The organism is Streptomyces tirandamycinicus (genome assembly GCF_003097515.1).
Classification (GTDB): Bacteria; Actinomycetota; Actinomycetes; order Streptomycetales; family Streptomycetaceae; genus Streptomyces; species Streptomyces tirandamycinicus.
Map to the genome: position 1 here is coordinate 935,809 of NZ_CP029188.1, position 24,724 is coordinate 960,532.

Sequence of the window (24,724 nt, forward strand, 5' to 3'; positions counted from 1 at the left end):
CCAGCCCTCACTCCGGGGGGTGCCGTTCGGTGTGTCAGTGATCCGTGTCCAGCCCGAACGGCCCATCAAAAGCAGTCGTCGAGCCGGTACCGGCGGTACTGGACGGGCCCGGTGAGGAGTAGCATCCGGCCCATCGGTGCAGCCCCGAACTCCCCGACGAACCCGGAGGAACGATGCAGTCGACCGCCACGGTGCTGGTGTACAGCGACAACTCCGGCACCCGCGAACAAGTGCGGCTCGCCACGGGCCGCCGCCCGGCCGCCGACGTCCCCGCGGTCGAGTTCGTCGAGTGCGCGACCCTGCCCGCGGTCCTCAAGGAGCTGGAGAAGGGCGGGATCGACGTGTGCGTGCTGGACGGCGAGGCGGTGCCCGCCGGCGGCATGGGCGTGTGCCGGCAGATCAAGGACGAGATCTTCCGCTGCCCGCCGGTCCTGGTGCTCATGGGGCGCCCGCAGGACGCCTGGCTGGCCACCTGGAGCCGTGCGGACGCCGCGGTGACGCTGCCGGTCGAGCCGGTGGAGTTCGCCGACGCCCTGGCCGGGCTGCTGCGCCGGGGACGGGCCGCGGCCTGACGCCGCGCGGCCCGTCCCGCCGGGCCGCCCAGGCCGTCCCCTGCGCTCAGACCCGGGGCCGCAGCCGTGCGGCGCCCGCGCCGGCGCTGCCGTCCCGGGTCCCCTCCAGCAGCGCGCTGCCGGTGCGCCACTCGTCCCAGTCGAGGTTCCAGTCGCCGAAGCCGTTCCCGAACGGGTCCATCGGCGCACCGAGGCTGTTGACGACCTTGACGATGTCGCCCTCGCGGACGGTCTTGAAGAACCAGGCCGCGTTGCCGGTGGACATGCCGGTGCAGCCGTGGCTGACGTTGGCGTACCCCTGGGAGCCGACCGACCAGGGTGCGGCGTGGACGTACTCACCGCTCCAGGTGACCCGGGTCGCGTAGTAGACGGGGAGGTCGTAGGACTCCGCGCTGCCGACCGGGATGCCGATGCTGGTACCGCGCATACGGACGAAGTACTCCTTGCCGAGCACCACCTTGACGCCGTTGCGCGTGGAGAAGCCCGGCTTGCCGGTGGTCACCGGAATGGTGTTGATCACTTCCCCGTTGCGCTTGACCGTCATCTGGTGGGTGGCCGCGTCGGTGATGGCCTCCACCCGGTCGCCGATGGTCAGTTTCAGGGGCTTGGTGGGGCCGCCGTACAGCCGGTCGCCGACCTTGACGCCGTCCAGGGTGCTGCGCACCTCGACGGAGGCGCCCGCGGGCCAGTACTCCTTCGGGCGGTAGTGCAGCTTCTTGTCGTCCACCCAGTGCCAGGCGCCCTCCACCGAGGGGGACGAGGTGACCCTGAGGGAGCGTTCGACCGCCGCCCGGTCCGCCGGGGCCGCCACCGGGCGGCTGAGCTCCGCCGTGATCGGCTGCCCCACCCCGTAGGTGCCCGTCTTCGGTCCCAGTTCGATGCCGAGCAGCCGCTTCGGGCTGGCCGTCTCGAAGGTGAGGGTACGCAGGCCGGGGTCGCCGCCGCCGTTCTCCGTGGAGACCCGGACGGTGTAGCGCGTACCGGCCGCGAGGGGGCCGGTGGAGCGCCATCGCGCGCCGTCCGCCGAGAGCTCGCCCGCCAGGTAGCGGCCGGCGGTGTCGACGGCGGTGACGTCCGTGATCCGGCCGTCCTTGCCCTTGGCGGTGACCACCAGGGGCTTGTCCGGGTCCGCCTTGGTGCCGGAGGGCGGCGCGTTGAAGGCGACCTGACGCGCCGCGTCGTACGGCCTCGCCGACAACGGGTGGCTGTCCTGGCCGCCGCACGCGGTCGTCCCCGCCCCGAGGGCCAGGGCGAGCAGGGTGCAGCTCGCTACGGTGCGCTTGCGCGGCGTGTCGTTCATGAGCACACGCTATGGAGGAACCCACGCGGCGGCGCGCCGGATGACTGCAAACGAGGGGCCCGGACACCACCCTTACGGGTCAGTGTCCGGGCCCCTGCGCGGTGCTGCGCGGCGTCGCCGCTACTGGTTCTGGTTCTCTCCGCGGTAGTACTCGAAGACCCAGCCGAAGACGCCGACCAGGATCAGCGGAGCCGAGAAGTACATGATCCACCAGCCCATCGCCACGGACAGGAAGGCCAGTGCGCCGCCCGCCGCGAGCGACAGCGGCTGCCAGCTGTGCGGCGAGAAGAAGCCGACCTCACCGGCCTCGTCCGCGACGTCGGCCTCCTTGTCGTCCTGCGCCATCGCGTCGACCCGCCGGGCCGTGAAGGCCAGGTAGTAGCCGATCATGATGCTCAGGCCGAACGCCAGGAACAGCGCCGTCGTACCGGCCGGCTCCTTCGACCACACGCCGTAGAGGATGGCCATGGCGAGGATGAAGACGCTCAGCCAGATGAACATCCTGCCTTGGATCTTCACTTGCCGGCCTCCTTGTCAGCGGTGATGGCACCGTGACCGGCGTGGTCGAGCTGGTCGAGCTGGTCGAGAGCCGCGATCTCCGGGTGGTGCAGATCGAAGGCCGGGGATTCGGAGCGGATCCGCGGCAGGGTGAGGAAGTTGTGCCGCGGCGGCGGGCAGGACGTCGCCCATTCGAGCGAGCGGCCGTAGCCCCACGGGTCGTCCACCTCGATCTTCTCGCCGTACTTGGCGGTCTTCCACACGTTGTAGCAGAACGGGAGGATCGACAGGCCGAGCAGGAACGAGCTGATGGTCGAGATGGTGTTCAGCGCGGTGAAGCCGTCGGCGGCCAGGTAGTCGGCGTAGCGGCGCGGCATGCCCTCGGCCCCCAGCCAGTGCTGGACCAGGAACGTGCCGTGGAAGCCGATGAACAGCGTCCAGAAGGTGATCTTGCCGAGGCGCTCGTCGAGCATCTTGCCGGTGAACTTCGGCCACCAGAAGTGGAATCCGGCGAACATCGCGAAGACCACGGTGCCGAACACGACGTAGTGGAAGTGCGCGACGACGAAGTACGAGTCGGAGACGTGGAAGTCCATCGGGGGCGAGGCCAGGATGACGCCGGTCAGACCACCGAAGGTGAAGGTGATCAGGAAGCCGATCGTCCAGAGCATCGGGGTCTCGAAGGACAGCGAGCCCTTCCACATGGTGCCGATCCAGTTGAAGAACTTCACACCGGTCGGTACCGCGATAAGGAAGGTCATGAAGGAGAAGAACGGCAGCAGCACTCCGCCGGTGACGTACATGTGGTGGGCCCACACCGTCACGGACAGGCCGGCGATCGCGATCGTCGCGGCCACCAGGCCGATGTAGCCGAACATCGGCTTGCGGCTGAAGACCGGGATGATCTCCGAGACGATGCCGAAGAACGGCAGCGCGATGATGTACACCTCGGGATGGCCGAAGAACCAGAAGAGGTGCTGCCACAACAGGGCGCCGCCGTTGGAGGCGTCGAAGATGTGGGCGCCGAACTTGCGGTCGGCCTCCAGCGCGAACAGGGCCGCGGCCAGCACCGGGAAGGCCAGCAGGACCAGCACACCGGTCAGCAGCACGTTCCAGGTGAAGATCGGCATGCGGAACATCGTCATGCCGGGGGCGCGCATGCAGATGATCGTGGTGATGAAGTTGACCGAGCCGAGGATCGTGCCGAAGCCGGAGAAGGCCAGACCCATGATCCACAGATCGGCGCCGACGCCCGGCGACCGGACCGCGTCCGAGAGCGGGGAGTAGGCGAACCAGCCGAAGTCCGCCGCACCGTTGGGGGTGAGGAAGCCGCCCACCGCGATGAGCGAGCCGAAGAGGTACAGCCAGTACGCGAACATGTTCAGCCGCGGGAACGCCACATCGGGCGCGCCGATCTGCAGCGGCATGATCCAGTTGGCGAAACCGGCGAACAGCGGCGTCGCGAACATCAGCAGCATCACGGTGCCGTGCATCGTGAACGCCTGGTTGAACTGCTCGTTCGACATGATCTGCGTGCCCGGACGGGCCAGCTCGGCGCGCATGAAGAGCGCCATGACGCCGCCGATGCAGAAGAAGAAGAACGAGGTCGCCAGGTAGAGCGTGCCGATCGTCTTGTGGTCGGTGGTGGTGAGCCACTTCACGACCACGTTGCCGGGCTGCCGGCGCCGGACGGGGAGCTCGTTCTCGTACGCGTCGGTACGCGAGGCGCCTTCCGCCGCGGCACCCTGGGGTTCGTTGAGGATGCTCACAGTTGGTTCTTCTCCGCATTCCGGGCCGGGTCAGACTGCGCGATGCCCGACGGGATGAAGCCGGTCTGCCCCTTCTCGGCCAGCTCCTTCAGGTGCTGCTGGTAGCGCTCCGGGGAGACGACCTTGACGTTGAAGAGCATCCGGGAGTGGTCGACACCGCAGAGTTCGGCGCACTTGCCGAGGAAGGTGCCCTCCTGGTTCGGAGTGACCTCGAAGACGTTGGTGTGACCCGGGATGACGTCCTGCTTGAACAGGAAGGGGACCACCCAGAAGGAGTGGATGACGTCCCGGGACGTGAGGATGAAGCGGACCTTCTCGCCCTTCGGCAGCCACAGCGTGGGGCCGGGGTTGCCGGTCTGCGGGTTCCGGGTGCCCGGGATGCCGGCGTCGTAGACGCCCTCGGCACCCTTGGGGAAGTCGTTGGTGTACTTGTCCGGAATCGCGTTCAGTTCCTTCTGGGCCGCGGCATCGCCGGTGGCCGGGTTCCCGTCCACGTCCTCGAGGTAGTTGAAGCCCCAGCTCCACTGGTAGCCGACCACGTTGACGGTGTGGGCCGGCTTGTCGGAGAGAGCCAGGAGCTTCGACTCGTCACGAGCGGTGAAGTAGAACAGCACCGAGACGATGATGAGCGGGACCACGGTGTACAGCGCCTCGATGGGCATGTTGTACCGGGTCTGCGGGGGAACCTCGACCTTGGTCCGGCTGCGCCGGTGGAAGATGACGCTCCACAGGATCAGACCCCACACCAGCACGCCCACGGCGAGGGCAGCCGCCCACGAGCCCTGCCAGAGGGAGAGGATCCGGGGAGCCTCCTCCGTGACGGGGGTGGGCATACCGAGGCGGGGGAAGTCCTCCCAGGTGGGGGAGCAACCGGTGGCGGTTGCCACGATCAAGCCCGCCGTCAGCACCTGCGGCAGCTTCCGCCGCATCGGGCGCCGCGACATGGGGGTACCGCCCCCGCCGTTCGGGCGGTGGGGGAGGTCGGAGCCGTTGGGACTCACGTAGCGCCTTCCCGAGAGTCTCGCCCGCGCGGCCGGCCCCGGCCGTCACGCTGGTCGGTCGCCGCTCCCTGACGCGGGCAGGGGTTTGGATGTTTATGCGGACCAAACCCTACTGGACGCTATTTGGGGTCACGCATGGAGGGTGCCCAACGCGCCGTCCTTCGACCCGAAGGGGTGGACCGGACCGTTCCGCAGGCCGTGCGGCGCCTGGCCGGAGGCCTTCCGGCGCCCCCCGGAAGAGCCCCGGGCCCACCCTCGGCCGAGCCACGCGCCGGCCCCCGGGCCGGGGCCCCGGCCGGGCCCCGACTGAGCCCCCGCCGACGCCTTCTGACGCCTCCTTGGGGCCTGCGCGTTAGCGTGGGGACGTGCCCTACTTCGACGCCGCGTCCTCGGCTCCCCTGCACCCCGTCGCCCGGCAGGCGCTCCAGGCGTCCCTCGACGAGGGATGGGCGGACCCCGCGCGGCTGTACCGCGAGGGCCGCCGGGCGCGGCTGCTGCTGGACGCGGCCCGGGAGGCGGCGGCGGACGCCGTGGGCTGCCGCCCGGACGAGCTCGTCTTCACCCCTTCGGGGACACGTGCCCTCCATTCGGGCATCGCGGGCGCGCTCGCGGGCCGCCGCCGGGCGGGGAGCCACCTGGTCGTGTCGGCGGTCGAGCACTCCGCCGTGCTGCACGCGGCGGAGGGCCGGCCCGTCACCGAGGTGCCCGTCGACCGCTGGGGCGCGGTGTCACCGGGCGTGTTCGGGGAGGCCCTGCGTGAGGACACCGCCCTCGCCTGCCTGCAGTCGGCCAACCACGAAGTGGGCACCGAGCAGCCGGTCGCCGAGGTGGCCGAGCGCTGTCGGGCGGCCGGGGTGCCGCTGCTCGTCGACGCCGCGCAGTCCCTCGGCTGGGGCCCGGTCGGCGGGGACTGGTCGCTGCTCACCGCGAGTGCCCACAAGTGGGGCGGTCCGGCGGGTGTGGGGCTCCTCGCGGTCCGCAAGGGCGTCCGTTTCGCCCCGCAGGACCCCGCGGACGAACGGGAGTCGGGGCGCGCCCCGGGCTTCGAGAACATCCCGGCGATCGTGGCGGCCGCGGCGTCGCTGCGGGCCGTGCGGGACTCCGCCGAGACGGAGGCCCGGCGGCTGCGTGAGCTGGTGGACCGGATCCGCACCCGGGTCCCGGAGCTGGTGCCGGACGTCGAGGTGGTCGGCGACCCGGTGCGCCGGCTGCCCCATCTCGTCACCTTCTCCTGTCTGTACGTCGACGGGGAGACGGTGCTGCACGAGCTGGACCGGGCGGGCTTCTCGGTCTCGTCGGGCTCGTCCTGCACCAGCTCGACGCTCACCCCCAGCCATGTGCTGCGGGCGATGGGCGTCCTGAGCGAGGGCAATGTGCGGGTGTCCCTGCCGACGGGCACCGCGGAGGAGGACGTCGACCGCTTTCTGGAGGTGCTGCCCGGGATCGTCGCCGGCGTCCGCGGCCGGCTGGGCGCCCCGGCGGCCGGGGGGACGTCCACCGGGTCCGGGTCCCTGGTGGTGGACGCCCTCGGCAAGCGCTGTCCCGTCCCCGTCATCGAGCTCGCCAAGGTCATCGGAGACGTACCGGTCGGCGGCACGGTCACCGTCCTCGCCGACGACGAGGCGGCCCGGCTGGACATCCCCGCCTGGTGCGGGATGCGCGACCAGGAGTACGTCGGGGAGTCCCCGGCGCCGGTGGGGACCGCGTACGTGGTGCGTCGCCGCGGCTGACGGCCCGCCCTGCGGCGGGGAGCGGGTGCGCGGGTGCGCGAACCGGGCCCGGCGTGCGGAGGGCGGGGCGGCCCGGCGCGGCGGGACGGTGGGCATCGCACCCGGCGGTACGCGCAACGTCGGGGTCCCCGGACCCGAGGACCCGCGGAACGCCGGGCCCCGCGGGGCGCGGCGTCCGCGCGGCGCAGGACCCGGGTTCGGCGTGGCGCAGGGCCCGGCCCGGGGCGGGTGGGCCCGGGCCGGGACAGGTGGGCCAGGGTCAGGACAGGTGGGCCCGGACGTCGGACGCCGCGTCGTGGCCGTACGCCTTGGTGAAGCGGTCCATGAAGTGGGCGCGGCGCAGGGTGTACTCCTGGGTGCCGAGCGTCTCGATCACCAGCGTCGCGAGCATGCAGCCCACCTGGGCGGCGCGTTCCGGGCCGACGCCCCAGGTCAGGCCGGAGAGGAAGCCCGCGCGGAACGCGTCGCCGACGCCCGTCGGGTCCACCTTGGACTCCTCCTCGGGGCAGCCGACCTCGATCGAGGGCTCGGACCTGTGCTCGATGCGCACACCGCGCGAGCCGAGCGTGGTGACGCGGTGGCCGACGCGCTCCAGGATCTCCTCGTCGGTCCAGCCGGTCTTCGACTCGATGAGCCCCTTCTCGTACTCGTTGGAGAAGAGGTAGGTCGCCCCGTCCAGCAGTATCCGGATCTCGTCGCCGTTCATCCGCGCGATCTGCTGCGAGAAGTCCGCGGCGAACGGGATGCCCCGGGACCGGCACTCCTCCGTGTGCCGCAGCATCGCCTCGGGGTCGTCGGCGCCGATCAGCACCAGGTCCAGGCCGCCGACGCGGTCCGCGACCGACTTCAGCTCGATCAGGCGCGCCTCGCTCATCGCGCCCGTGTAGAAGGAGCCGATCTGGTTGTGGTCGGCGTCGGTCGTGCAGACGAAGCGCGCGGTGTGCAGCACCTCGGAGATCCGCACGGACGCGGTGTCGACGCCGTGCCGGTCGAGCCAGGCGCGGTACTCGTCGAAGTCGGAGCCCGCCGCTCCGACCAGGACCGGGTTGGTGCCGAGCTGGCCCATCCCGAAGCAGATGTTGGCGCCGACCCCTCCCCTGCGCACATCGAGGTTGTCCACGAGGAAGGAGAGGGAGACCGTGTGCAGCTGATCCGCGACCAGCTGGTCGGCGAAGCGGCCGGGGAAGGTCATCAGATGGTCGGTGGCGATGGAGCCGGTGACTGCGATTCGCACGGCTGAGTGCTCCTGGAGGGGAGGCGGAGTTGACGGTTAACGCTACCGGTTAACCCGGGCCCTCTGAAGTACGGAAACTACCCGATAGTAGGGCTTTTGCCTCAGCATTACCCTGCGTACGGTGCCGGTATGCCGAACCCCTTGTCGTACCTCACCCTCCACGAGCGCCGCCCGGCCGGGCTCGGGCAGATCGACATCAGCCTGGCGGAGCTGCGCGGCGACAGCGCGCGGATGGCGCCGCACTGGGTGGTGCCGCCGATGGCCACGGCCGCCCCGGTGCCCCCCTCGCTGATCCACGGGATCGTCGTCTCCCCCGCCTCCGCGCGGCTGGTCGGCTCGATGTCCGTGTACGGAGACTGACACGCGCCCCCACGCGCTCCTCCGTTCCCTCACACGGCGCATTCCGGGAACCGCGCGCTCCCCCACTCCGTCCCATGGATGCCCCCGATGAACCGGGACCGTCCGAAGGAGCGATGCGGTGAGCAGCACAGAGCGCCCCCAGAACAGCGCCGACGGCGCCGGAGGCCCCGAGGGCGGCGCGGTCCGCCGCCTTCGGCGGTCCCCGCTGGCCGTCGCGTCCGTGGCCGCCGCGGTCCTGGTCGCGGGGGGCGGCGGGGCCTGGTTCGCCACGACCGCCCTTGACGGCGCGGGCGGTGGGGGTGGGGGCGCCGCACCGGGGACCGACCCCAAGCCCCCGCCGCTGGCGCTCGACGGCGTCACGGGCATCGCCGCCGGAGAGCCCGGACCCTACGGCGTGGAGTACCGGGCGCAGGGCGAGCTCCCGGACGGCCCCGGCTCCGCCCGCCTGCACAGGGTGAACGGGACCGTCGGCAAGGCGCAGGTCGAGGCGCTGGCCGAGGCACTCGGTGTGCCGGGGGAACCGCGCCTGCAGGGCGAGGTGTGGAAGTCCGGTGCGGACGGGGACGCCGGCGGGCCGTTGCTGCAGGTGAACCGGCAGGCCCCGGGTACGTGGACGTTCAGCGCCTTCGGTCCGCCGAAGGGCGACGACTGCGTCAAGGGCAGGGACGTCTGCGATCCCGCCGCGACCGGCCCGGCCGCGTCCCGGCCGCCGGATGTGCCCACGGTGGGCGAGGCGGCCGCGAAGAGGGCGGCCGCCCCCGTGCTGGCGGCGCTGGGGCTGGGCGACGCGAGGCTGGACGCGAAGCAGGTGCTGGGTGCGTACCGGGTCGTGCGCGCCGACCCACTGGTCGGCGGTCTGCCGACGTACGGCTGGTCCACCAGCGTCCATGTGGCCGCCGACGGCACGGTCGGGAACGGCAGCGGGCAGCTGGTGGAGCCGGCCGCGGGCCCGGAGTACCCGGTGGTCGGTGCCGAGGAGGCGCTGAAGCGGCTGAACGCGGAACGCGGGGGCGGCGGCCGGGTCGGCATCGGGGGGTGCGCGACGCCCGGGCCGCTGGCCGAGGGGAAGCCGGCCGCGCCGTGCGAGCCGGAGAGCGGCTCGCCGGTGCCCGCCGAGGTGGTGAAGGTCACCGGAGCCGAGTTCGGGCTGGCGGTGCACTCACTGGAGGGGCGGCCCGCCCTCGTTCCCTCGTGGCTGTTCGCGACGGAGTCGAAGACCGGGGCGCCGGGCTCCACGGTCGTCCATCCCGCCGTGGCGCCGGAGTACCTGAAGTCCGCCGCCGGGCAGCCGCCCGTGCCGTCAGCCACCGCCGTGCCCTCCCCGCCCGACGCCTCGAAGCTCCCGGAGACCTCGGTCCGGTCCGTGGAGTCGTACGCCGTGGCGAAGGACGGACGCACCCTGACGCTGCGCTTCTGGGGCGGGGTGTGCAGCTCCTACTCGGCGGAGGCGGAGGAGACGGGCACCGAGGTGAAGGTGAGGATCATCGAGTCCCGGCCGGATCCCGGACGGGTCTGCATCCTGATCGCCAAGGAGCTGACGGAGAAGGTCACGCTGGACGAGCCGCTCGGCGACCGCACCGTGGTCGACGTCGAGAGCGGCGACGCCGTGCCCCGCAAGTGAGCAGGGGGTCCGGACGCCGGAGGGCGGTGACCCCGGGTCGGGGTCACCGCCCTCCGGCGTCCGGCGGCTCGGCCGGTCCGGCGGCTCAGCTGAAGGAGTCGCCGCAGGCGCAGGAGCCCGTCGCGTTCGGGTTGTCGATCGTGAAGCCCTGCTTCTCGATCGTGTCGACGAAGTCGATGGACGCCCCACCGAGGTACGGCGCGCTCATGCGGTCGGTGACGACCCTGACCCCGTCGAACTCCTTGACGACGTCGCCGTCGAGCGAGCGCTCGTCGAAGAAGAGCTGGTAGCGCAGGCCGGAGCAGCCGCCGGGCTGAACCGCGACGCGCAGCGCCAGGTCGTCCCGGCCCTCCTGCTCCAGCAGGGCCTTCACCTTGGCCGCGGCGGCGTCGGACAGGAGGATGCCGTCGCTCACGGTGGTGGTCTCGTCCGATACGGACATCTGCTTCTCTCCCGGGTTGTACGGACACTGCTTGCCGACGTTGGCAACCGGCTGGGCTCCGGATTCATTCCGGACCGGCCCTGGCTTTCCCTTTCATGCTCGCACATGCCCTCCCTCCGGGTCATCGACCAGTGGACGGCCCGGCACCGGGAATTGCGTCACATCGACACTATGGACATCGTCAACGTGACGTGAAGCGGTTATGATAGATAGCGTCAAATAGACGAAAAGGCCTTCCGGTGCACCCCGGAGAGCCACCGGAAGCGGCTCCGCCGCCCCGATCGAAGAGTAGAAAGGGTGCGTGACGTGACCACCGCCCAGCCCTCCCTCACTGCGCCGGACGCAGCAGGGGGCCCCCAGGATGTCCAGCCGACGCCGCTCGCGCTGCTGCTGCTCGGCCGCGAGGCCGACCCCAGGAGCGAGCGGGGCGTCGAGTGCCCCGGCGACCTTCCCTCCCCGTCCGACCCGGACCTGGTGGAGCGCGCCCGCGCGGCGAAGGAGAAGCTCGGCGACAAGGTGTTCGTGCTCGGTCACCACTACCAGCGCGACGAGGTCATCCAGTTCGCGGACGTCACCGGCGACTCCTTCAAGCTCGCGAGGGACGCGGCGGCCCGGCCGGAGGCCGAGTACATCGTCTTCTGCGGTGTGCACTTCATGGCCGAGTCGGCGGACATCCTCACCGGCGACGACCAGAAGGTCGTCCTGCCCGACCTCGCCGCCGGCTGCTCGATGGCCGACATGGCCACGGCCGAGCAGGTCGCCGAGTGCTGGGACGTCCTCACCGAGGCGGGCGTCGCGGAGCGGACCGTACCCGTCTCGTACATGAACTCCTCCGCGGACATCAAGGCGTTCACCGGCAAGCACGGCGGCACCATCTGTACGTCCTCGAACGCCAAGCGCGCGCTGGACTGGGCCTTCGAGCAGGGCGAGAAGGTCCTCTTCCTGCCCGACCAGCACCTCGGTCGGAACACGGCGGTCCGCGACATGGGCATGTCCCTCGACGACTGCGTCGTCTACAACCCGCACCGGCCGAACGGCGGACTCACCGCCGAGCAGCTGCGCGACGCGAAGATGATCCTGTGGCGCGGCCACTGCTCGGTGCACGGCCGCTTCTCGCTGGACTCCGTCAACGACGTCCGCGCGCGCATCCCGGGTGTGAACGTCCTGGTCCACCCCGAGTGCAAACACGAGGTCGTCGCCGCGGCCGACTACGTGGGCTCCACGGAGTACATCATCAAGACGCTGGAGGCCGCCCCCGCCGGTTCCGCGTGGGCGATCGGCACCGAGCTGAACCTGGTACGCCGCCTGGCGAACCGTTTCGCCCCGGAGGGCAAGGAGATCGTCTTCCTCGACAAGACGGTCTGCTTCTGCTCGACGATGAACCGGATCGACCTGCCGCACCTGGTGTGGGCGCTGGAGTCGCTGGCGGAGGGGAACCTGGTCAACCGGATCCAGGTCGACTCCGAGACGGAGAGCTTCGCCAAGCTGGCCCTGGAGCGCATGCTGGCGCTTCCCTGACCCCGGCGGTCCCGCCCGCGTGCGCGGGTCCGCGCGTCGCCCCGGCACCCGGCCACCTGGTGCCGGGGCGACGGCGTCCCCCGCCTCGGCGGGAGATCCGCCCGTGCGGGAGATCCGCCCGTGCGGATCCGGGCTCCGGGGCGTGAGGCGCACCGCGGCGAAGGCGTCTCCCGCACGGGGCCACGGGCGCCTGAGGCCCGGAGGCCGGTCCGCCGGGTCGCCCGGGCCCGGTCGCGGACCGCAGGCCGCAGACCTCGGGCCGCCGACCGCGGGCCTCGGGCCTCGGGCCTCGGAGCATTCCGCGAGGAGTGCCGCCGGGTGGGGAGCGCCAATCCACTCCGGGGCGTACCGGACCGGGTGGGACCGTCAGTCCACTCCGGGGCGTACCAGGCCCGATTCGTACGCGATGACCACCAGTTGCGCCCGGTCGCGGGCGCCGAGCTTCGCCATGGCACGGTTCACATGCGTCTTGACGGTGAGCGGGCTGACCTCCAGCCGGCCGGCGATCTCGTCGTTGGGGTGCCCGCCGGCGACGAGGACGAGGACCTCGCGCTCCCGGCCCGTCAGCGCGGCCAGCCGCTCCGCGTACGGCTCGGAGTCCGGGCGCCCCGGGCCCCCGCCCTGGGCCAGGAACTCGGCGATGAGGCCCTTGGTGGCCGCGGGCGAGAGCAGGGCGTCACCGGCGGCGGCGATCCGGACGGCGTTCAGCATGTCCCCGGGTTCCGCTCCCTTGCCGAGGAAGCCGGAGGCCCCGGCCCGCAACGACTGCACGACGTACTCGTCCGCCTCGAACGTCGTCAGCATCACCACCCGGACCTCGGCGAGTGCGGGGTCGGCGCTGATCATCCGGGTGGCGGCGAGACCGTCCGTACCGGGCATCCGGATGTCCATGAGGACGACGTCGGGACGGGCCGAGCGGGCGAGCTCCACGGCCTCGGCGCCGTCCGCTGCCTCCCCCACGACCTCCATGTCGGGCTCGGAGTCCACCAGCACCCTGAACGCGCTGCGCAGCAGAGCCTGGTCGTCGGCGAGCAGCACCCTGATGGTCATCGGTCCACGTCCCCCTTCGTGCGCGCCTTGACCGGCAGTATCGCCTGCACCCGGAAGCCGCCTCCGTAGCGGGGGCCCGCGGTCAGGGTGCCGCCGAGGGCGGTGACGCGCTCGCGCATGCCGATCAGTCCGTGACCGCCGCTGCCGCCGCCGGCAGCCGGCCCGCCGTCAGCGCCCTCAGCCGCCGGCGGGGCGGAACGGCCGTCGTCGAGGACGGTGACCTCCACGGTGCCGCCCACCCGTACGACGCTCACCTCGGCCTTCGCCGCGGTCCCGGCGTGCTTGCGCACATTGGTGAGCGCCTCCTGGACGATCCGGTACGCGGCGAGGTCGACGGCGGCGGGGAGCTCGGTGCCCCGGTCGGTACGGGCCAGCTCGACCGGCAGTCCGGACCGCCGGAAGCCGTCCAGCAGCGGCTCGAGAACGGCGAGTCCCGGCGCGGGTTCGGTGGGCGCCGCCGGCTCGCCGGACTGCCGGAGCAGACCGACGGTGGCCCGCAGCTCGTCCAGCGCCGAACGGCTCGCCTCCCGCACATGGGACAGCGCCTCCTTGGCCTGGTCGGGACGCCTGTCCATGACGTGTGCCGCCACTCCTGCCTGCACGTTGACCAGGGCGATGTGATGGGCGACGACATCGTGGAGGTCGCGGGCGATCCGCAGCCGTTCCTCGGCCACCCGGCGGCGGGCCTCCTCCTCCCGGGTGCGCTCGGCCCGCTCGGCCCGCTCCCGCATGGCGTCGACGAAGGCGCGTCGGCTGCGCACGGCGTCGCCCGCGGCGGACGCCATGCCGGTCCAGGCGAAGAGGCCGAGGTTCTCCTGGCTGTACCAGGGCGCGGAGCCGAACAGCACGGCCGACCCGGTCAGCACGATCATGGTCGGCAGGCCGACCCGCCAGGTCGTCGGGCGGTCGGTGCGGGACGCGACCGTGTAGAGGGCGACCACCGCGGACATCGCGACGGGCGCGGGCGGGTCGCCGGCGACGAGTTCGGCGACGGACACGGCACCGGTGACCGCGAGCACGAGCAGGGGGCGGTCGCGCCGGAACACCAGCGCCCCGGCGGCCGTCACCATCAGCAGCAGACTGCGGAGCTCGGGCGTGCGGGTGCCGAAGGTCGGCCCGTGGGGCCCGTGGGGGTCGGCGAACGACGCGACGACCATGCAGACGAGCACCGCCGCCGCGAGGCCTGCGTCGCACGCCGTCGGATGCGCGCTCAGCCAGGAGCGCGTCGGCGCGAGCCGGCTGATTGCGGTCAGGGGTGCGGTCACGTCAGGCAACGGTACGGGGTCGGCCGCGGCGGGACACGGGCCGCGGCGGGACACGGGCCGAGTCCGCCCCGGGAAGGGACCACGCCCGGAAGGGACCGCGTCGGGGTGGGACCACGTCGGTGGGACGCGGCACGCCCGGCGGCCGGAGCGGCGGCCCGGACCTCCGGAAAGGGCCGGGCCGGTCGGGAGACCGCCGGTGACGCGGCCCGCCCGGAGCGTCGTCCGGGTGCGGGCCGGGGCCGGCGGGCGGGAACCGGGGCCGGGCTCAGCCCGGGATGAGGCCGTCGTCGCTGAGCATGGCGCGGACCTCGTCGAGCGTCGCGTCAGGGGAGGGCAGGATCAGCTCGGAGGGCTCCAGGGCGTCGTCCGCGAGCGGTGCCCCGCAGCGGCGCACCTCGTCGAGCAGGGCGCACAGGGTGCGGCGGAAGCCTTCCGCGTCACCCGTCTCCATCTCGGCGAGCAGCTCGTCGTCGAGCTTGTTCAGCTCGTCGAAGTGGCTGTCCTCCAGGGTCCACTGCCCCTCCCCCATGATCCGTACGATCATGACGCGCCGTCCCTACTGCTTGTCGAACTTGTGGCGGGTGCTGCCCTCGGCCTGATCCTGCGCCGCAGAGGCGTCGCCACCCTCGATGGCCTGCTGGGAGGTGCCCCCGGCCAGCTCGGCCTTCATCCGCTGCAGCTCCAGCTCGACGTCCGTGCCTCCGGAGATGCGGTCCAGCTCCGCCGCGATGTCGTCCTTCGCCATCCCGGTCGGGTCGTCCAGCGCACCGGACGCGAGGAGCTCGTCGATGGCTCCGGCCCTCGCCTGCAGCTGGGCGGTCTTGTCCTCGGCGCGCTGGATCGCCAGACCCACGTCGCCCATCTCCTCGGAGATTCCGGAGAACGCCTCGCCGATCCGGGTCTGCGCCTGGGCCGCCGTGTACGTGGCCTTGATGGTCTCCTTCTTGGTACGGAAGGCGTCGACCTTGGCCTGCAGCCGCTGGGCGGCGAGGGTGAGCTTCTCCTCCTCGCCCTGGAGCGTCTCGTGCTGGGTCTCCAGATCGGTGACCTGCTGCTGCAGCGCGGCGCGGCGGGACAGCGCCTCGCGCGCCAGGTCCTCGCGGCCGAGCGCCAGCGCCTTGCGGCCCTGGTCCTCCAGCTTGGAGGACTGGCTCTGGAGCTGGTTGAGCTGCAGTTCCAGGCGCTTGCGGGAGGTCGCCACGTCGGCGACGCCGCGGCGGACCTTCTGCAGCAGCTCCAGCTGTTTCTGGTACGAGTAATCGAGGGTCTCGCGCGGATCCTCGGCCCGGTCGAGGGCCTTGTTTGCCTTCGCGCGGAAGATCATCCCCATACGCTTCATGACACCGCTCATGGGCTTCGCGCGCCCCCTTCTGACGGAACTCAGCTCCAGCTTCTCCAGAACCCACAGTACGGGCCCTGCATCCATTACCGCACTGTTCGGGCGCCGATGCGCTCATCCCCGAGGACGACCTGCGGGCCGCCCCGCTCCCGCGCAAGGAGTAGGTGGCCTTCAGGGGAGGCCGCGGTGGTGCCGCACGGTACCCGCTTCTGCTTCTGCTTCTGCTTCTGCTTCTGCTTCTTGGAGACGACCGCCGTTGCCGGATCGTTCCCCAGGGGGCTGGGGCTGCCGCCCGTCACCCCGTACCCTTGTGTTTTGTGTTCCGTAGCCGTTCCAAGGAAGAGAAGGCCCCCACCGACAAGGTGACGGCGGACCTCTCCAAGCAGCCCCGCGACCCCGAGGCCCCCAAGGGCCGCCCGACCCCCAAGCGCAGTGAGGCCCAGACCCAGCGCCGCCGGGCGCAGTCGGCTCCCCTCGACCGCAAGGCGGCCATGCGCCGCCAGCGCGAGGCGCGCCGCGCCGATCTGGCCAGGCAGCGCGAGGCGCTGGCCGGTGGCGACGAGCGCTATCTGCCCGTCCGCGACAAGGGTCCGGTGCGCCGCTTCGTCCGCGACTTCGTGGACTCGCGCTTCTGCATCGCCGAGTTCTTCCTGCCCCTGGCCGTGGTGATCCTGGTGCTCTCCATGATCCGCGTGCCCCAGCTGCAGAACATCGCGCTGCTGCTGTGGCTCGGCGTGATCGTGATGATCGTGGTCGACTCGATCGGCCTCTGGATCCGGCTCAAGAAGCAGCTGAACGAGCGATTCCCGAACGAGCCGAAGCGCGGCGCGGTGGCCTACGGCCTCATGCGCACGCTCCAGATGCGCCGGCTGCGGCTGCCCAAGCCCCAGGTCAAGCGCGGAGAGCGGCCCTGAGCGCGAGCGTCTCCTCGAAGTCCGGGCAAGCCGATCAATCCGAGGACTCCGGTCAGTCCGAGCAGTCCGAGAGATCCGACAGCCCCGGGCGACCCGAGAGCCCCGGGCGACCCGAGAGCCCCGGGCGATCCGAGAGGCCCGACAGGCCTGCGAAGTCGGAGAAGTCCGATGCCTCCGGCAGAGGCGACGTCTCCGGCTTCGCCAGCGGCGCCGCCGCCTGGCTCAAGGGTCTCGGCGGACTGCGCAACACGGTCCGGCAGGAGCTCGTGGCACGGCAGCTCGACGAGCAGCTGGCCGCCCGGTTCCCCGTCGGGCAGCGGCTGCGGGTTCTCGACGTCGGCATGGGGCAGGGCACTCAGGCCCTGCGCCTCGCCCGGGCCGGGCACAGGGTCACCGGCCTGGAGTCCGACCGCGACATGCTGCAGGTCGCCCGTGAGGCCCTGGCGCACGAGCCCGAGGGCATCCGGGAGCGCTTCCGGACGATCGAGGCCGACGGCCGTGAGACGGGTGTGCACTTCCTGCCCGGCTCCTTCGACGTGGTGCTGTGCCACGGCGTGCTGATGTACGTCGAGGACCGCGACGCCATGCTGGCGGGCCTGGCCCGGATGCTGGCCCCGGGCGGTCTGCTGTCCCTGCTGGTGAGGAACGCGGACGCGCTGGCGTTGCGGCCGGGGCTGGCAGGCGACTGGAGCGCGGCGCTGACCGCCTTCGACACGGACACTTACACCAACCGCCTCGGCCTGCGGGTGCGCGGGGACCGGCTGGCATCGCTGACGGCGACCCTGGCCGGGATCGCCGCTCCCCTGCACGCCTGGTACGGGGTGCGGGTCTTCACCGACGGCGCGCCGGACGACGTGGAGCCGCCGTCCGGGGACGAACTCACCCGGCTGCTGGCGGCCGAGGACCGCGCGGGCCGGACGGACCCGTACCGCTCGGTGGCGGCACTGCTGCACCTGTGCGGAGTGCGCGGCCAGTAGCGGCACCCGAGGCCCTCGCTGCGGTTGCCGCAGGGCCGACGGGCGGAACGGACGCCGGTGCGGAACGGCACCGGTGCGGAACGGCACCGGCGTCGGCGCCTCGGGCGGGCACTCGGACCGCCTCGACTCGGGCCGGTGCCGGATCGACTCGGGTCGGGCCGGGCCGCTAGCCGCAAGAGTCGGGTCGGGTCGCCCCGGTGCCGGCTCAGGTGGCGGGGCCGCTGACGCGTCCCTCCCCACGTGAACGCCAACACATCCGACGTGTCCACGACGGACACCCCTCGTATGCCCGCCCGCGAGACCTTCCGGGCGCTCTACCGCCATTTCCGGCCCCACCGCTGGACCGTCGCGTGCGGGGCCGTCCTCGCCCTCCTCGGGGCCGCCGGCGGCCTGCTCCAGCCGCTGGCCGCGAAGGCCCTGGTGGACCGGCTCGGCGCGGGCGAATCCATCAACGGGATCCTGCTGGTGCTCACCGCGCTCGTGGTCGTCGGCACGGCGATCCACGCCGCCGGTGCCTATGTGCTGGAGCGGACCGCCGAGTCGGTCGTGCTGGCGGCCCGCCGGACGCTCATCGGCCGCCTGCTGAGACTGCGGGTGCCGGAGGTGGAGCGGACCCAGCCGGGCGACCTGATGTCCCGGGTCACCTCGGACACCACGCTCCTGCGCGCCGTGACCACGCAGTCGATCGTCTCGGCGTTCACCGGGTCCCTCTCCTTCGTCGCGACGCTCGTGATGATGGCCGTCATGGACGCCGTACTGCTCGGCGTCACCGTGGGCGTGATCGTTCTGGTCGGCGGCGCCGTCGCGCTGGCGATGCCGAGGATCGCGCGGGCCACTCAGCGGGCGCAGGAGGCGGTCGGGGAGATCTCCACCGTGCTGGAGCGGGTGTTCGGCGCGTTCCGTACGGTCAAGGCGTCGGGTGCCGAGGAGCGCGAGACCGCCGTCGTGGAGGCGGCGGCGCGGCGGGCGTGGCGGTACGGCGTGCGGACGGCCAAGTGGCAGTCGGTCGCGGGGGCGTCGGTGGGGCTCGCCGTACAGGTGTCGTTCCTGGCGGTGCTCGGGATCGGTGGGGCGCGGGTCGCGTCGGGGGCGATCTCCGTCTCCACGCTGATGGCGTTCCTGCTCTACCTCTTCTACCTGATCGAGCCGGTGACGGAGCTGGTCGAGGCGGCTTCCCAGTACCAGGTGGGCTCGGCGGCGGTCGCCCGGATCGCGGAGGCGGAGCGGCTGGAGACGGAGTTGCTGGACACGGAGCGGCTGGAGACGGAGGAACCGCGTCGCGCCGGCCCCGCCCGGCCCGGCGCTCCCGGCAAGGCGGCGTCCGTGCGGTTCGAGGACGTGTCCTTCCGGTACCGGGACGACCTGCCGTACGTCCACCGCGGCGTCACCTTCGAGGTTCCCGGCGCGGGCATGACGGCCTTCGTCGGTCCCTCGGGAGCGGGCAAGACGACGGTCTTCGGGCTCGTCGAGCGGTTCTACGAGGCGACCGGCGGACGGGTGGTGGTCGACGGGCGGGACGTACGGGACTGGCCGCTGACCGAGCTGCGCGCCGCCATCGGCTACGTGGAGCAGGACGCACCGGTGCTGGCCGGGACGCTGCGGGAGAACCTGGTCTTCGCGGCCCCCGGCGCGACGGAGGAAGAGATCCGGGACGTCCTCGTCCGGGCGCGGCTGGACGGGCTGGTGGACCGGCTGCCCGACGGGCTGGAGACGGTGGTCGGGCACCGCGGCTCCAAGCTGGCCGGCGGCGAGCGCCAGCGGGTGGCGATAGCGCGGGCGCTGCTGCGCCGCCCCCGGCTGCTGCTCCTGGACGAGGCGACGTCGCAGCTCGACGCGGTCAACGAACTGGCGCTCCGGGACGTCGTCGCGGAGATCGCCCGCGAGGTGACGGTGCTGGTGGTAGCCCACCGGCTCTCCACCGTGACACTGGCCGACCGGATCGTGGTGATGGACGCCGGGCGGGTCCGTGCGATCGGCTCCCACGCGCGGCTGGTGGCGGAGGACCCGCTGTACGGGGAACTGGCGGCGACGCAGTTCCTGTCGTCGGCGCGATGAGGACGGCGCTCCGGCGAGCCGGCAGGCCGGCGCGGGTCGGCGGGAACGGGGCCGCGGACGCCGTTGCCCCGGGGAACGCGGCCCGCCGCCCCGCGTCGGCGGAGCGGCGGGCCGCGGTTGCGGCCCCGGATGGGGTTGCGGCCCCGGGTGCGGTTGCGGCCCCGGGTGCGGGTGCGGGTGCGGGTGCGGCGGTGACCGCGGCCGCGGGATCAGCCCTCGGCGTGCAGGCTCATGGGGCCGTAGACGCGGCCGCCGTCCTCGTAGAGGAAGACCTGGTCGGCGCCGCCCTCCCGGAGCTCGCGCCAGACCTCACCGATCCAGGACTCGGCGTCCCCCTGCGTACTGAACTCCTCCGGCTCGACGGCCGGCTGGACCTCCGTCCCGTCGGACTTCTCGAACCGCCACGTCCATGCCATGTGCGCCTCCTGGTCCCACCACGTGACCGCGGTGCCGGTCGTCCTTGCCGATCACCTTGCTGCCCGCAGCGTAGCCGGGCGCGCACCCGCCGCGGGGACGCGGGAAGATCGTGACCGTGGAACTGACACTGCTCGGCACCGGAGCCCCCGCGGGGCTCCCGCGCCCCGACTGCCCCTGCGCCGTCTGCGCCACCGCCCGCGGCGACCGGGCCCGCGCCGCGACGGCCCTGCTCGTGGACGGCGCGCTGCTGCTCGATCTGACGCCCGGTGCCGCACTCGCGGCCGCCCGCGCGGGCCGTTCGCTGGTGGGCGTACGGCAGGTGCTGCTGTCGCACCCGCACAGCGGGCCCGCGGTGGAACTGCCGGCCGGGCTGCCGGCGGCCGGGCGGGTGCCGGACGGCCAGGAACTGACGCTGATCAGCGGTCACCGGGTGCGGGCGGTGGCCCTGGACTCGCCGGGCACCGGCTACGAGGTGGCGTCACTCGACGGGGAGCGGCTGCTGTACCTGCCGCCGGGCGGCGCGCCGGCCGGCGTCACGGACGGCGACCCCCTCCCCTACGACATGGTGGTGGCCGACGTGCTGGGGCGGCCGGACGGCCTGGCGAAACTGCGGGCGAGGGGCGCGGTCGGTCCGACGACCGACGTGATCGCCGTCCACATCGACCACGACGCTCTGCCCGGCCCCGAGCTGGACCGGCGGCTGGCCGCTTCGGGGGCGCGGACCGTGCCGGACGGCACGACGCTGTACGTGGGCGAGTACCAGGACGTGCCGGACGTGCCCCGGCGCACCCTCGTCACCGGCGGTGCGCGGTCCGGGAAGTCGCTGGAGGCGGAGCGGCGGCTGGAGGCCTTCCCCGACGTGGTGTACGTGGCGACGAGCGGGACGCGGGGCGGCGACGCCGAGTGGGCGGAGCGGATCACCGTCCACCGGGAGCGCAGGCCGGGGAGCTGGCGGACCCTGGAGACCTGCGACCTCGTCCCGCTGCTGGCCGGGAGCGGACCGCCGCTGCTCATCGACTGCCTGTCGCTGTGGCTGACGGACGCGATGGACCAGGTGGGCGCCTGGGACGACGAGCGCTGGGAGACGTCCGGCCGCACGGCCCTGCGCCGGCGTACGGCCGCCCTCGTGGAGGCCCTGCGCGCCACGCGCCGCACGGTCGTCGCGGTGACCAACGAGGTCGGTTCGGGCGTCGTCCCGGCGACCGCCTCGGGCCGACGTTTCCGCGACGAGCTGGGCCGTCTGAACGCCTCGTTCGCCGCCGAGTGCGAGCACGTGGTGCTGATGGTGGCGGGGCAGGCGCTGCCGCTGCGGTGATGCCGGGGACGGCGGGAACCCCGGGGGATGCCGGGGTCGGCGGGAATCCCCGCGGTTGGCGGCATTGGCGGGAATCCCCGCGGCTGGTGGGGACGCCGAGGACCGTGGGGGCGGTGGAGACACCGGGAGAGCGGGGACGGCGGGGACCCCGCGGACGGTGAGGACGCGGGGGACCGTGGGGGCTCCGGGGACGTCGGCCCGGGGGCTCTCGCCCTCCGGGACCTGCGGCGCCTTCGGGGCCGGTGCGGACGGCCGGTGCCGCGCGGCCCGAGCGCGGAACACCGCGTGCGGGCCGGTACTGTTCGGCGAATGAGCGCGCTGAATCTCGACGACTTCTCCGACCTGATCGAGCGCCCCGACAGCGGTGTGCGGCACGACGCCGAGGAACGCCGGGAGCGGCTGGCCGTGCCGCCCGGCGCTCTGGGCCGGCTGGACGAGCTGGGCGAGTGGCTTGCGGCGGCGCAGCGCGCCGTGCCGGTGCGGGCCGTCGAGCGGCCCCGGGTGGTGCTGTTCGCCGGGGACCACGGGGTGGCGGAGCTGGGTGTGTCCGGCCGTGCCGCGGGCACGGCGCACGAGCTCGTGCGGTCCGTCCTGGACGGGGTGAGCCCGGTGGCGGTGCTGGCCCGGCGGATGGGCGTGCCGGTCCGGGTCGTGGACGCCGGTCTGGACTGCGATCCGGGCCTGCTGCCGGAGGACGTCGTCCGGCACCGGGTACGGCGCGGGAGCGGGCGGATCGACACCGGGGACGCGCTCACCCGGGAGGAGGCCGAGCAGGCGGTACGCCTCGGTGTGGCGATCGCCGACGAGGAGGCCGACGCCGGCACCGACCTGGTCGTGCTCGGCGATCTGAGCGTGGGCGGTACGACACCCGCCGCCACCCTCGTGGCGGCGCTGTGCGGTACGGACGCCTCCGTCGTCACCGGCCGCGGCGGCGCCGGCATCGACGATCTGGCGTGGATGCGCAAGTGCGCGGCGATCCGCGACTCGCTGCGCCGGGCCCGGCCCGTGCTGGGCGACCAGCTGGCGCTGCTGACGGCCGTGGGCGGCGCGGATCTGGCCGCGACGACCGGGTTCCTGCTGCAGGCCGCGGTACGCCGGATGCCGGTGATCCTGGACGGGGTCGTGTCGGCAGCGTGCGCCCTCGTCGCCCAGCGGGCGGCGTTCCGGGCGCCGGACTGGTGGCTGGCCGGTCAGGTGAGCGGGGAGCCGGCCCAGGTGAAGGCCCTCGACCGGATGGCCCTGGAGCCGCTGCTCGATCACGGGGTCACCGTCGGGGAGGGCACCGGCGCCCTTCTCGCCCTCCCCCTGGTGCAGGCGGCCGCCGCGCTCGCCGCCGAGCTGCCCGAGCGCCCGGCCGCCGCCGGGGACGCGAGCCCGGCGGGGGCCGGCAGCGACGCCGGGGACGCGAGCGACAACCTGGCGGCCGCCGACGGCGACACACACTGAGCCGAGCGGGTAGGGCGGCGCCACCGGGCGCCGGCACCCGCCGCGCCCGCACCGCCACGCCGCCCGCCGCCCGCCGCCCGCCGGGGCGAGAGAGCGGGATCACTCCGGCGCGGGTCAACTTCCCCGCGCTTCCCCGGGTCTTGGAACACGGCGCGACGCTCGGGCGGGACCGGCGGTGCGGCCCGGCACCCGCGGCCCGGCCGCGCCGCGGGTCCCGCCGCTGACCGGACCGGACCGGGACCCGACCGGGACCGGACCGGACCGGGACCTGACCGAGTCGTCGTACCGCGCCCACGCCGAGTACCGACCCTGCCCGGGAGCCGCCTTCCATGCCCGCCCACGAGAGCGCCGGTCCCCCGGGGACCGGCACCGTCCACCACCCACCCGCCCGGCCCGGCCCCGTACTCCCGGCGGGCCGCCGGTGAACCGCGCGGGTGCCTTCGCGCGCCGTGAGTGGGGGCCGCTGTACCGGACCGTGCGCACGGCACTGGTGACGAGGTCCTGGCGCGCGATCCCCCTGACGCTCACCGCGGTCTGCCTCACCGCCCTCTGCCAGCTCGTGCAGAACCGCTCCTGGGGCTACGGGCCGGTGCAGGGCATCGGGTCGGTGCGGGCCGAGGACCCGCTGTGGCTCGCCGTGCTGCGCACTCCGCTCTCCCTGTTCGTCCCCGCACTCGACCTGCCGGTGTGGGGCGCGCTGGCGCAGATCCTCCTGGTGTTCGGTATCGCCGAGATCTGCCTGGGCCGGCGGCGCACGCTGGCGGTCGCGTACGCGGCGACGCTCGCCGGGACGATGTACGCCCGGGCCGGGATCGCGCTCGGGCCGGACCATCCGCTCGGGCTGCCCGCCTCGGACGCCGGTGTCGTGGACACCGGACCGTCGGCCGCCGTGGTCGGCCTCGCGGTGTATGTGTGCGTCCGGTACGGGGCCCGGCTCACGCTGGCTCTGGTGGTCCTCGCCATGGTGGTGGAGGTGGTGGTCAAGCCCAATCTGGCCGGCAAGGAGCACCTGGCGGCGATCGCCGCGGTGTTCCTGGCGATCGCCGCGGCGGCCTGCTTTCAGCGCGTCTCGCGGTCCCGGCCCGATTCGGAGGCGCCGGCCACCGGCAGCCGGTCCGGGGCACCGCCGATCAGGTCCTGGATCTTGCGGCGGGGCCCGCTCCAGCGCCGGTCGTGGCGGAAGGCCCGCAGCATCGCCCTGGCCCGGGAGCGCGGGCGGTGCCGGTAGAGGCGCCTGGCCCACGGTGAGGTGGGTCTGGCCAGTCGCAGCGCGCCGACGATCGCGACGAACGGCACCAGCGTGCCGATGATCGCCATCCGCGGTTTGCCCTTGAAGAGGGAGATCAGCACGAACATGAAGTTGACGGCGAGGGTCAGCAGGAAGGCCCTCCGGTCGTCGCGCTCCTCTTCGGACAGGTCGTTCACGCCGAGGGGCGCGAAGCCGCCGAGGGTGAGCAGCAGCAGGGACGCGGTGAGGACGACGACTTCGACGCTCTTGCGGCCCTCCTCGGTCCAGTAGACGTCGTCCAGGTGGAGGAGCAGCGCGAACTCGTCCAGGACGAGCCCCGCGCCCACCCCGAAGACCACGGCGAACACCACGGTTCCTGCGCCGGTGTGCTGGCTGCTGGCGACCGAGCCGAAGCCGCCGACCACGGTGAGGACGACCCCCGGCACCACATGGTGGATGTGGAGTCCGCCCGCCTTGACGTTGCCGAAGGGGCCCTTGCCCGCCCGGATCATCCGGGTGACCGTCCGGGTGATCAGGAAGGTCAGGACGAACGAGGCCAGCGCGATGAGCAACGGGAGCTTCCCGGGCTCCACGATGTTGCGGTAAAACCAGTGACCCATGCCACCCGCTCCCGTTTTGTCCGTCATGCGCAATTTACCGCCGCGGTGCACCG

General features: G+C 73.0%; 23 protein-coding genes and 1 pseudogene. 11 read left to right on the forward strand and 13 right to left on the reverse strand.

Translation table 11 applies throughout. From position 1 onward, the window contains the following. The first annotated feature begins 173 nt into the window (after window positions 1-173). The gene (locus DDW44_RS04060; protein WP_017949884.1) at window positions 174-572 is read left to right on the forward strand and encodes a response regulator transcription factor; all 399 of its coding nucleotides are present in this window, start codon (window positions 174-176) and stop codon (window positions 570-572) included. Window positions 573-618: 46 nt separating this feature from the next. Here DDW44_RS04060 and DDW44_RS04065 read toward each other — a convergent pair whose 3' ends face one another. The 4 genes from DDW44_RS04065 to ctaC form a co-directional block, all read right to left on the reverse strand. Next, window positions 619-1,872: a L,D-transpeptidase gene (locus DDW44_RS04065; RefSeq protein WP_108905548.1), complete on the reverse strand. Its 1,254-nt coding sequence runs from the start codon at window positions 1,870-1,872 to the stop codon at window positions 619-621. 120 nt (window positions 1,873-1,992) lie between these two features. Next, a complete protein-coding gene (locus DDW44_RS04070) occupies window positions 1,993-2,391 on the reverse strand; it encodes a cytochrome c oxidase subunit 4 (protein WP_017949886.1) in 399 nt (132 codons plus the stop codon). Then, the gene (gene ctaD, locus DDW44_RS04075) at window positions 2,388-4,139 is read right to left on the reverse strand and encodes an aa3-type cytochrome oxidase subunit I (RefSeq protein ID WP_108905549.1); all 1,752 of its coding nucleotides are present in this window, start codon (window positions 4,137-4,139) and stop codon (window positions 2,388-2,390) included. The genes DDW44_RS04070 and ctaD overlap by 4 nt, the downstream gene beginning before the upstream one ends. Next, window positions 4,136-5,140 (reverse strand): aa3-type cytochrome oxidase subunit II, encoded by a 1,005-nt coding sequence (ctaC, locus tag DDW44_RS04080; protein WP_017950175.1) that lies wholly within the window; start codon window positions 5,138-5,140, stop codon window positions 4,136-4,138. Before ctaC ends, ctaD begins: the two co-directional genes overlap by 4 nt. Before the next feature lie 365 nt (window positions 5,141-5,505). Between ctaC and DDW44_RS04085 the strand changes: the two genes are divergently transcribed. Then, window positions 5,506-6,870, forward strand: a complete 1,365-nt coding sequence (locus tag DDW44_RS04085) for a cysteine desulfurase/sulfurtransferase TusA family protein (RefSeq protein WP_108905550.1) — start codon at window positions 5,506-5,508, stop codon at window positions 6,868-6,870. 259 nt (window positions 6,871-7,129) lie between these two features. Here DDW44_RS04085 and DDW44_RS04090 read toward each other — a convergent pair whose 3' ends face one another. Beyond that, complete coding sequence (locus tag DDW44_RS04090; RefSeq protein ID WP_017950177.1) at window positions 7,130-8,104, reverse strand: carbohydrate kinase family protein; 975 nt, start codon at window positions 8,102-8,104, stop codon at window positions 7,130-7,132. Between the two features lie 129 nt (window positions 8,105-8,233). Here DDW44_RS04090 and DDW44_RS04095 point away from each other — a divergent pair, with 129 nt between their 5' ends. Further along, entirely contained in the window at window positions 8,234-8,464 is a 231-nt protein-coding gene (locus DDW44_RS04095; protein ID WP_108905551.1) for a hypothetical protein, read from the forward strand. A 118-nt stretch (window positions 8,465-8,582) separates the two neighbouring features. Then, window positions 8,583-10,085: a hypothetical protein gene (locus DDW44_RS04100; RefSeq protein WP_108905552.1), complete on the forward strand. Its 1,503-nt coding sequence runs from the start codon at window positions 8,583-8,585 to the stop codon at window positions 10,083-10,085. An 85-nt stretch (window positions 10,086-10,170) separates the two neighbouring features. Here the strand turns inward: DDW44_RS04100 and DDW44_RS04105 are convergent, their stop codons facing one another. Further along, a complete protein-coding gene (locus DDW44_RS04105; RefSeq protein ID WP_017950180.1) occupies window positions 10,171-10,527 on the reverse strand; it encodes a HesB/IscA family protein in 357 nt (118 codons plus the stop codon). Between the two features lie 306 nt (window positions 10,528-10,833). Between DDW44_RS04105 and nadA the strand changes: the two genes are divergently transcribed. Then, on the forward strand, window positions 10,834-12,045 hold the full coding sequence (nadA, locus tag DDW44_RS04115) for a quinolinate synthase NadA (protein ID WP_051093201.1): 1,212 nt from the start codon (window positions 10,834-10,836) through the stop codon (window positions 12,043-12,045). Between the two features lie 366 nt (window positions 12,046-12,411). Here nadA and DDW44_RS04120 read toward each other — a convergent pair whose 3' ends face one another. From DDW44_RS04120 to DDW44_RS04140, 5 genes are all read right to left on the reverse strand, one after another. Then, window positions 12,412-13,095 (reverse strand): response regulator, encoded by a 684-nt coding sequence (locus tag DDW44_RS04120; RefSeq protein WP_108905553.1) that lies wholly within the window; start codon window positions 13,093-13,095, stop codon window positions 12,412-12,414. After that, complete coding sequence (locus DDW44_RS04125; protein WP_108905554.1) at window positions 13,092-14,360, reverse strand: sensor histidine kinase; 1,269 nt, start codon at window positions 14,358-14,360, stop codon at window positions 13,092-13,094. The genes DDW44_RS04120 and DDW44_RS04125 overlap by 4 nt, the downstream gene beginning before the upstream one ends. A 265-nt stretch (window positions 14,361-14,625) precedes the next feature. Then, window positions 14,626-14,904: a PspA-associated protein PspAA gene (gene pspAA, locus DDW44_RS04130; protein ID WP_017950185.1), complete on the reverse strand. Its 279-nt coding sequence runs from the start codon at window positions 14,902-14,904 to the stop codon at window positions 14,626-14,628. A gap of 12 nt (window positions 14,905-14,916) precedes the next feature. Continuing rightward, a complete protein-coding gene (locus tag DDW44_RS04135) occupies window positions 14,917-15,711 on the reverse strand; it encodes a PspA/IM30 family protein (protein ID WP_078503627.1) in 795 nt (264 codons plus the stop codon). A 74-nt stretch (window positions 15,712-15,785) separates the two neighbouring features. Next, window positions 15,786-15,998, reverse strand: a complete 213-nt coding sequence (locus tag DDW44_RS04140; protein WP_108905555.1) for a hypothetical protein — start codon at window positions 15,996-15,998, stop codon at window positions 15,786-15,788. 18 nt (window positions 15,999-16,016) lie between these two features. Between DDW44_RS04140 and DDW44_RS04145 the strand changes: the two genes are divergently transcribed. From DDW44_RS04145 to DDW44_RS04155, 3 genes are all read left to right on the forward strand, one after another. Beyond that, window positions 16,017-16,613 (forward strand): DUF3043 domain-containing protein, encoded by a 597-nt coding sequence (locus DDW44_RS04145; protein WP_026282093.1) that lies wholly within the window; start codon window positions 16,017-16,019, stop codon window positions 16,611-16,613. A 266-nt stretch (window positions 16,614-16,879) separates the two neighbouring features. Continuing rightward, window positions 16,880-17,590 carry a class I SAM-dependent methyltransferase gene (locus DDW44_RS04150; RefSeq protein ID WP_108905556.1) on the forward strand — a complete coding sequence of 237 codons (711 nt, stop codon included), beginning with the start codon at window positions 16,880-16,882 and terminating at the stop codon, window positions 17,588-17,590. Between the two features lie 285 nt (window positions 17,591-17,875). Then, on the forward strand, window positions 17,876-19,645 hold the full coding sequence (locus tag DDW44_RS04155; RefSeq protein WP_108905557.1) for an ABC transporter ATP-binding protein: 1,770 nt from the start codon (window positions 17,876-17,878) through the stop codon (window positions 19,643-19,645). A gap of 209 nt (window positions 19,646-19,854) precedes the next feature. Here the strand turns inward: DDW44_RS04155 and DDW44_RS04160 are convergent, their stop codons facing one another. Then, window positions 19,855-20,061, reverse strand: a complete 207-nt coding sequence (locus DDW44_RS04160; protein ID WP_017949892.1) for a hypothetical protein — start codon at window positions 20,059-20,061, stop codon at window positions 19,855-19,857. Between the two features lie 116 nt (window positions 20,062-20,177). Between DDW44_RS04160 and DDW44_RS04165 the strand changes: the two genes are divergently transcribed. From DDW44_RS04165 to DDW44_RS32335, 3 genes and pseudogenes are all read left to right on the forward strand, one after another. Further along, window positions 20,178-21,377 carry a bifunctional adenosylcobinamide kinase/adenosylcobinamide-phosphate guanylyltransferase gene (locus DDW44_RS04165; protein ID WP_167455473.1) on the forward strand — a complete coding sequence of 400 codons (1,200 nt, stop codon included), beginning with the start codon at window positions 20,178-20,180 and terminating at the stop codon, window positions 21,375-21,377. Between the two features lie 309 nt (window positions 21,378-21,686). Further along, on the forward strand, window positions 21,687-22,823 hold the full coding sequence (gene cobT, locus DDW44_RS04170) for a nicotinate-nucleotide--dimethylbenzimidazole phosphoribosyltransferase (RefSeq protein ID WP_108905559.1): 1,137 nt from the start codon (window positions 21,687-21,689) through the stop codon (window positions 22,821-22,823). 421 nt (window positions 22,824-23,244) lie between these two features. Further along, window positions 23,245-23,859 (forward strand): annotated as a pseudogene (locus DDW44_RS32335) (hypothetical protein); the annotation flags it as partial. Window positions 23,860-23,882: 23 nt separating this feature from the next. Here the strand turns inward: DDW44_RS32335 and DDW44_RS33310 are convergent. Then, complete coding sequence (locus DDW44_RS33310) at window positions 23,883-24,671, reverse strand: hypothetical protein (RefSeq protein WP_018892714.1); 789 nt, start codon at window positions 24,669-24,671, stop codon at window positions 23,883-23,885. Between the last annotated feature and the right edge of the window lie 53 nt (window positions 24,672-24,724).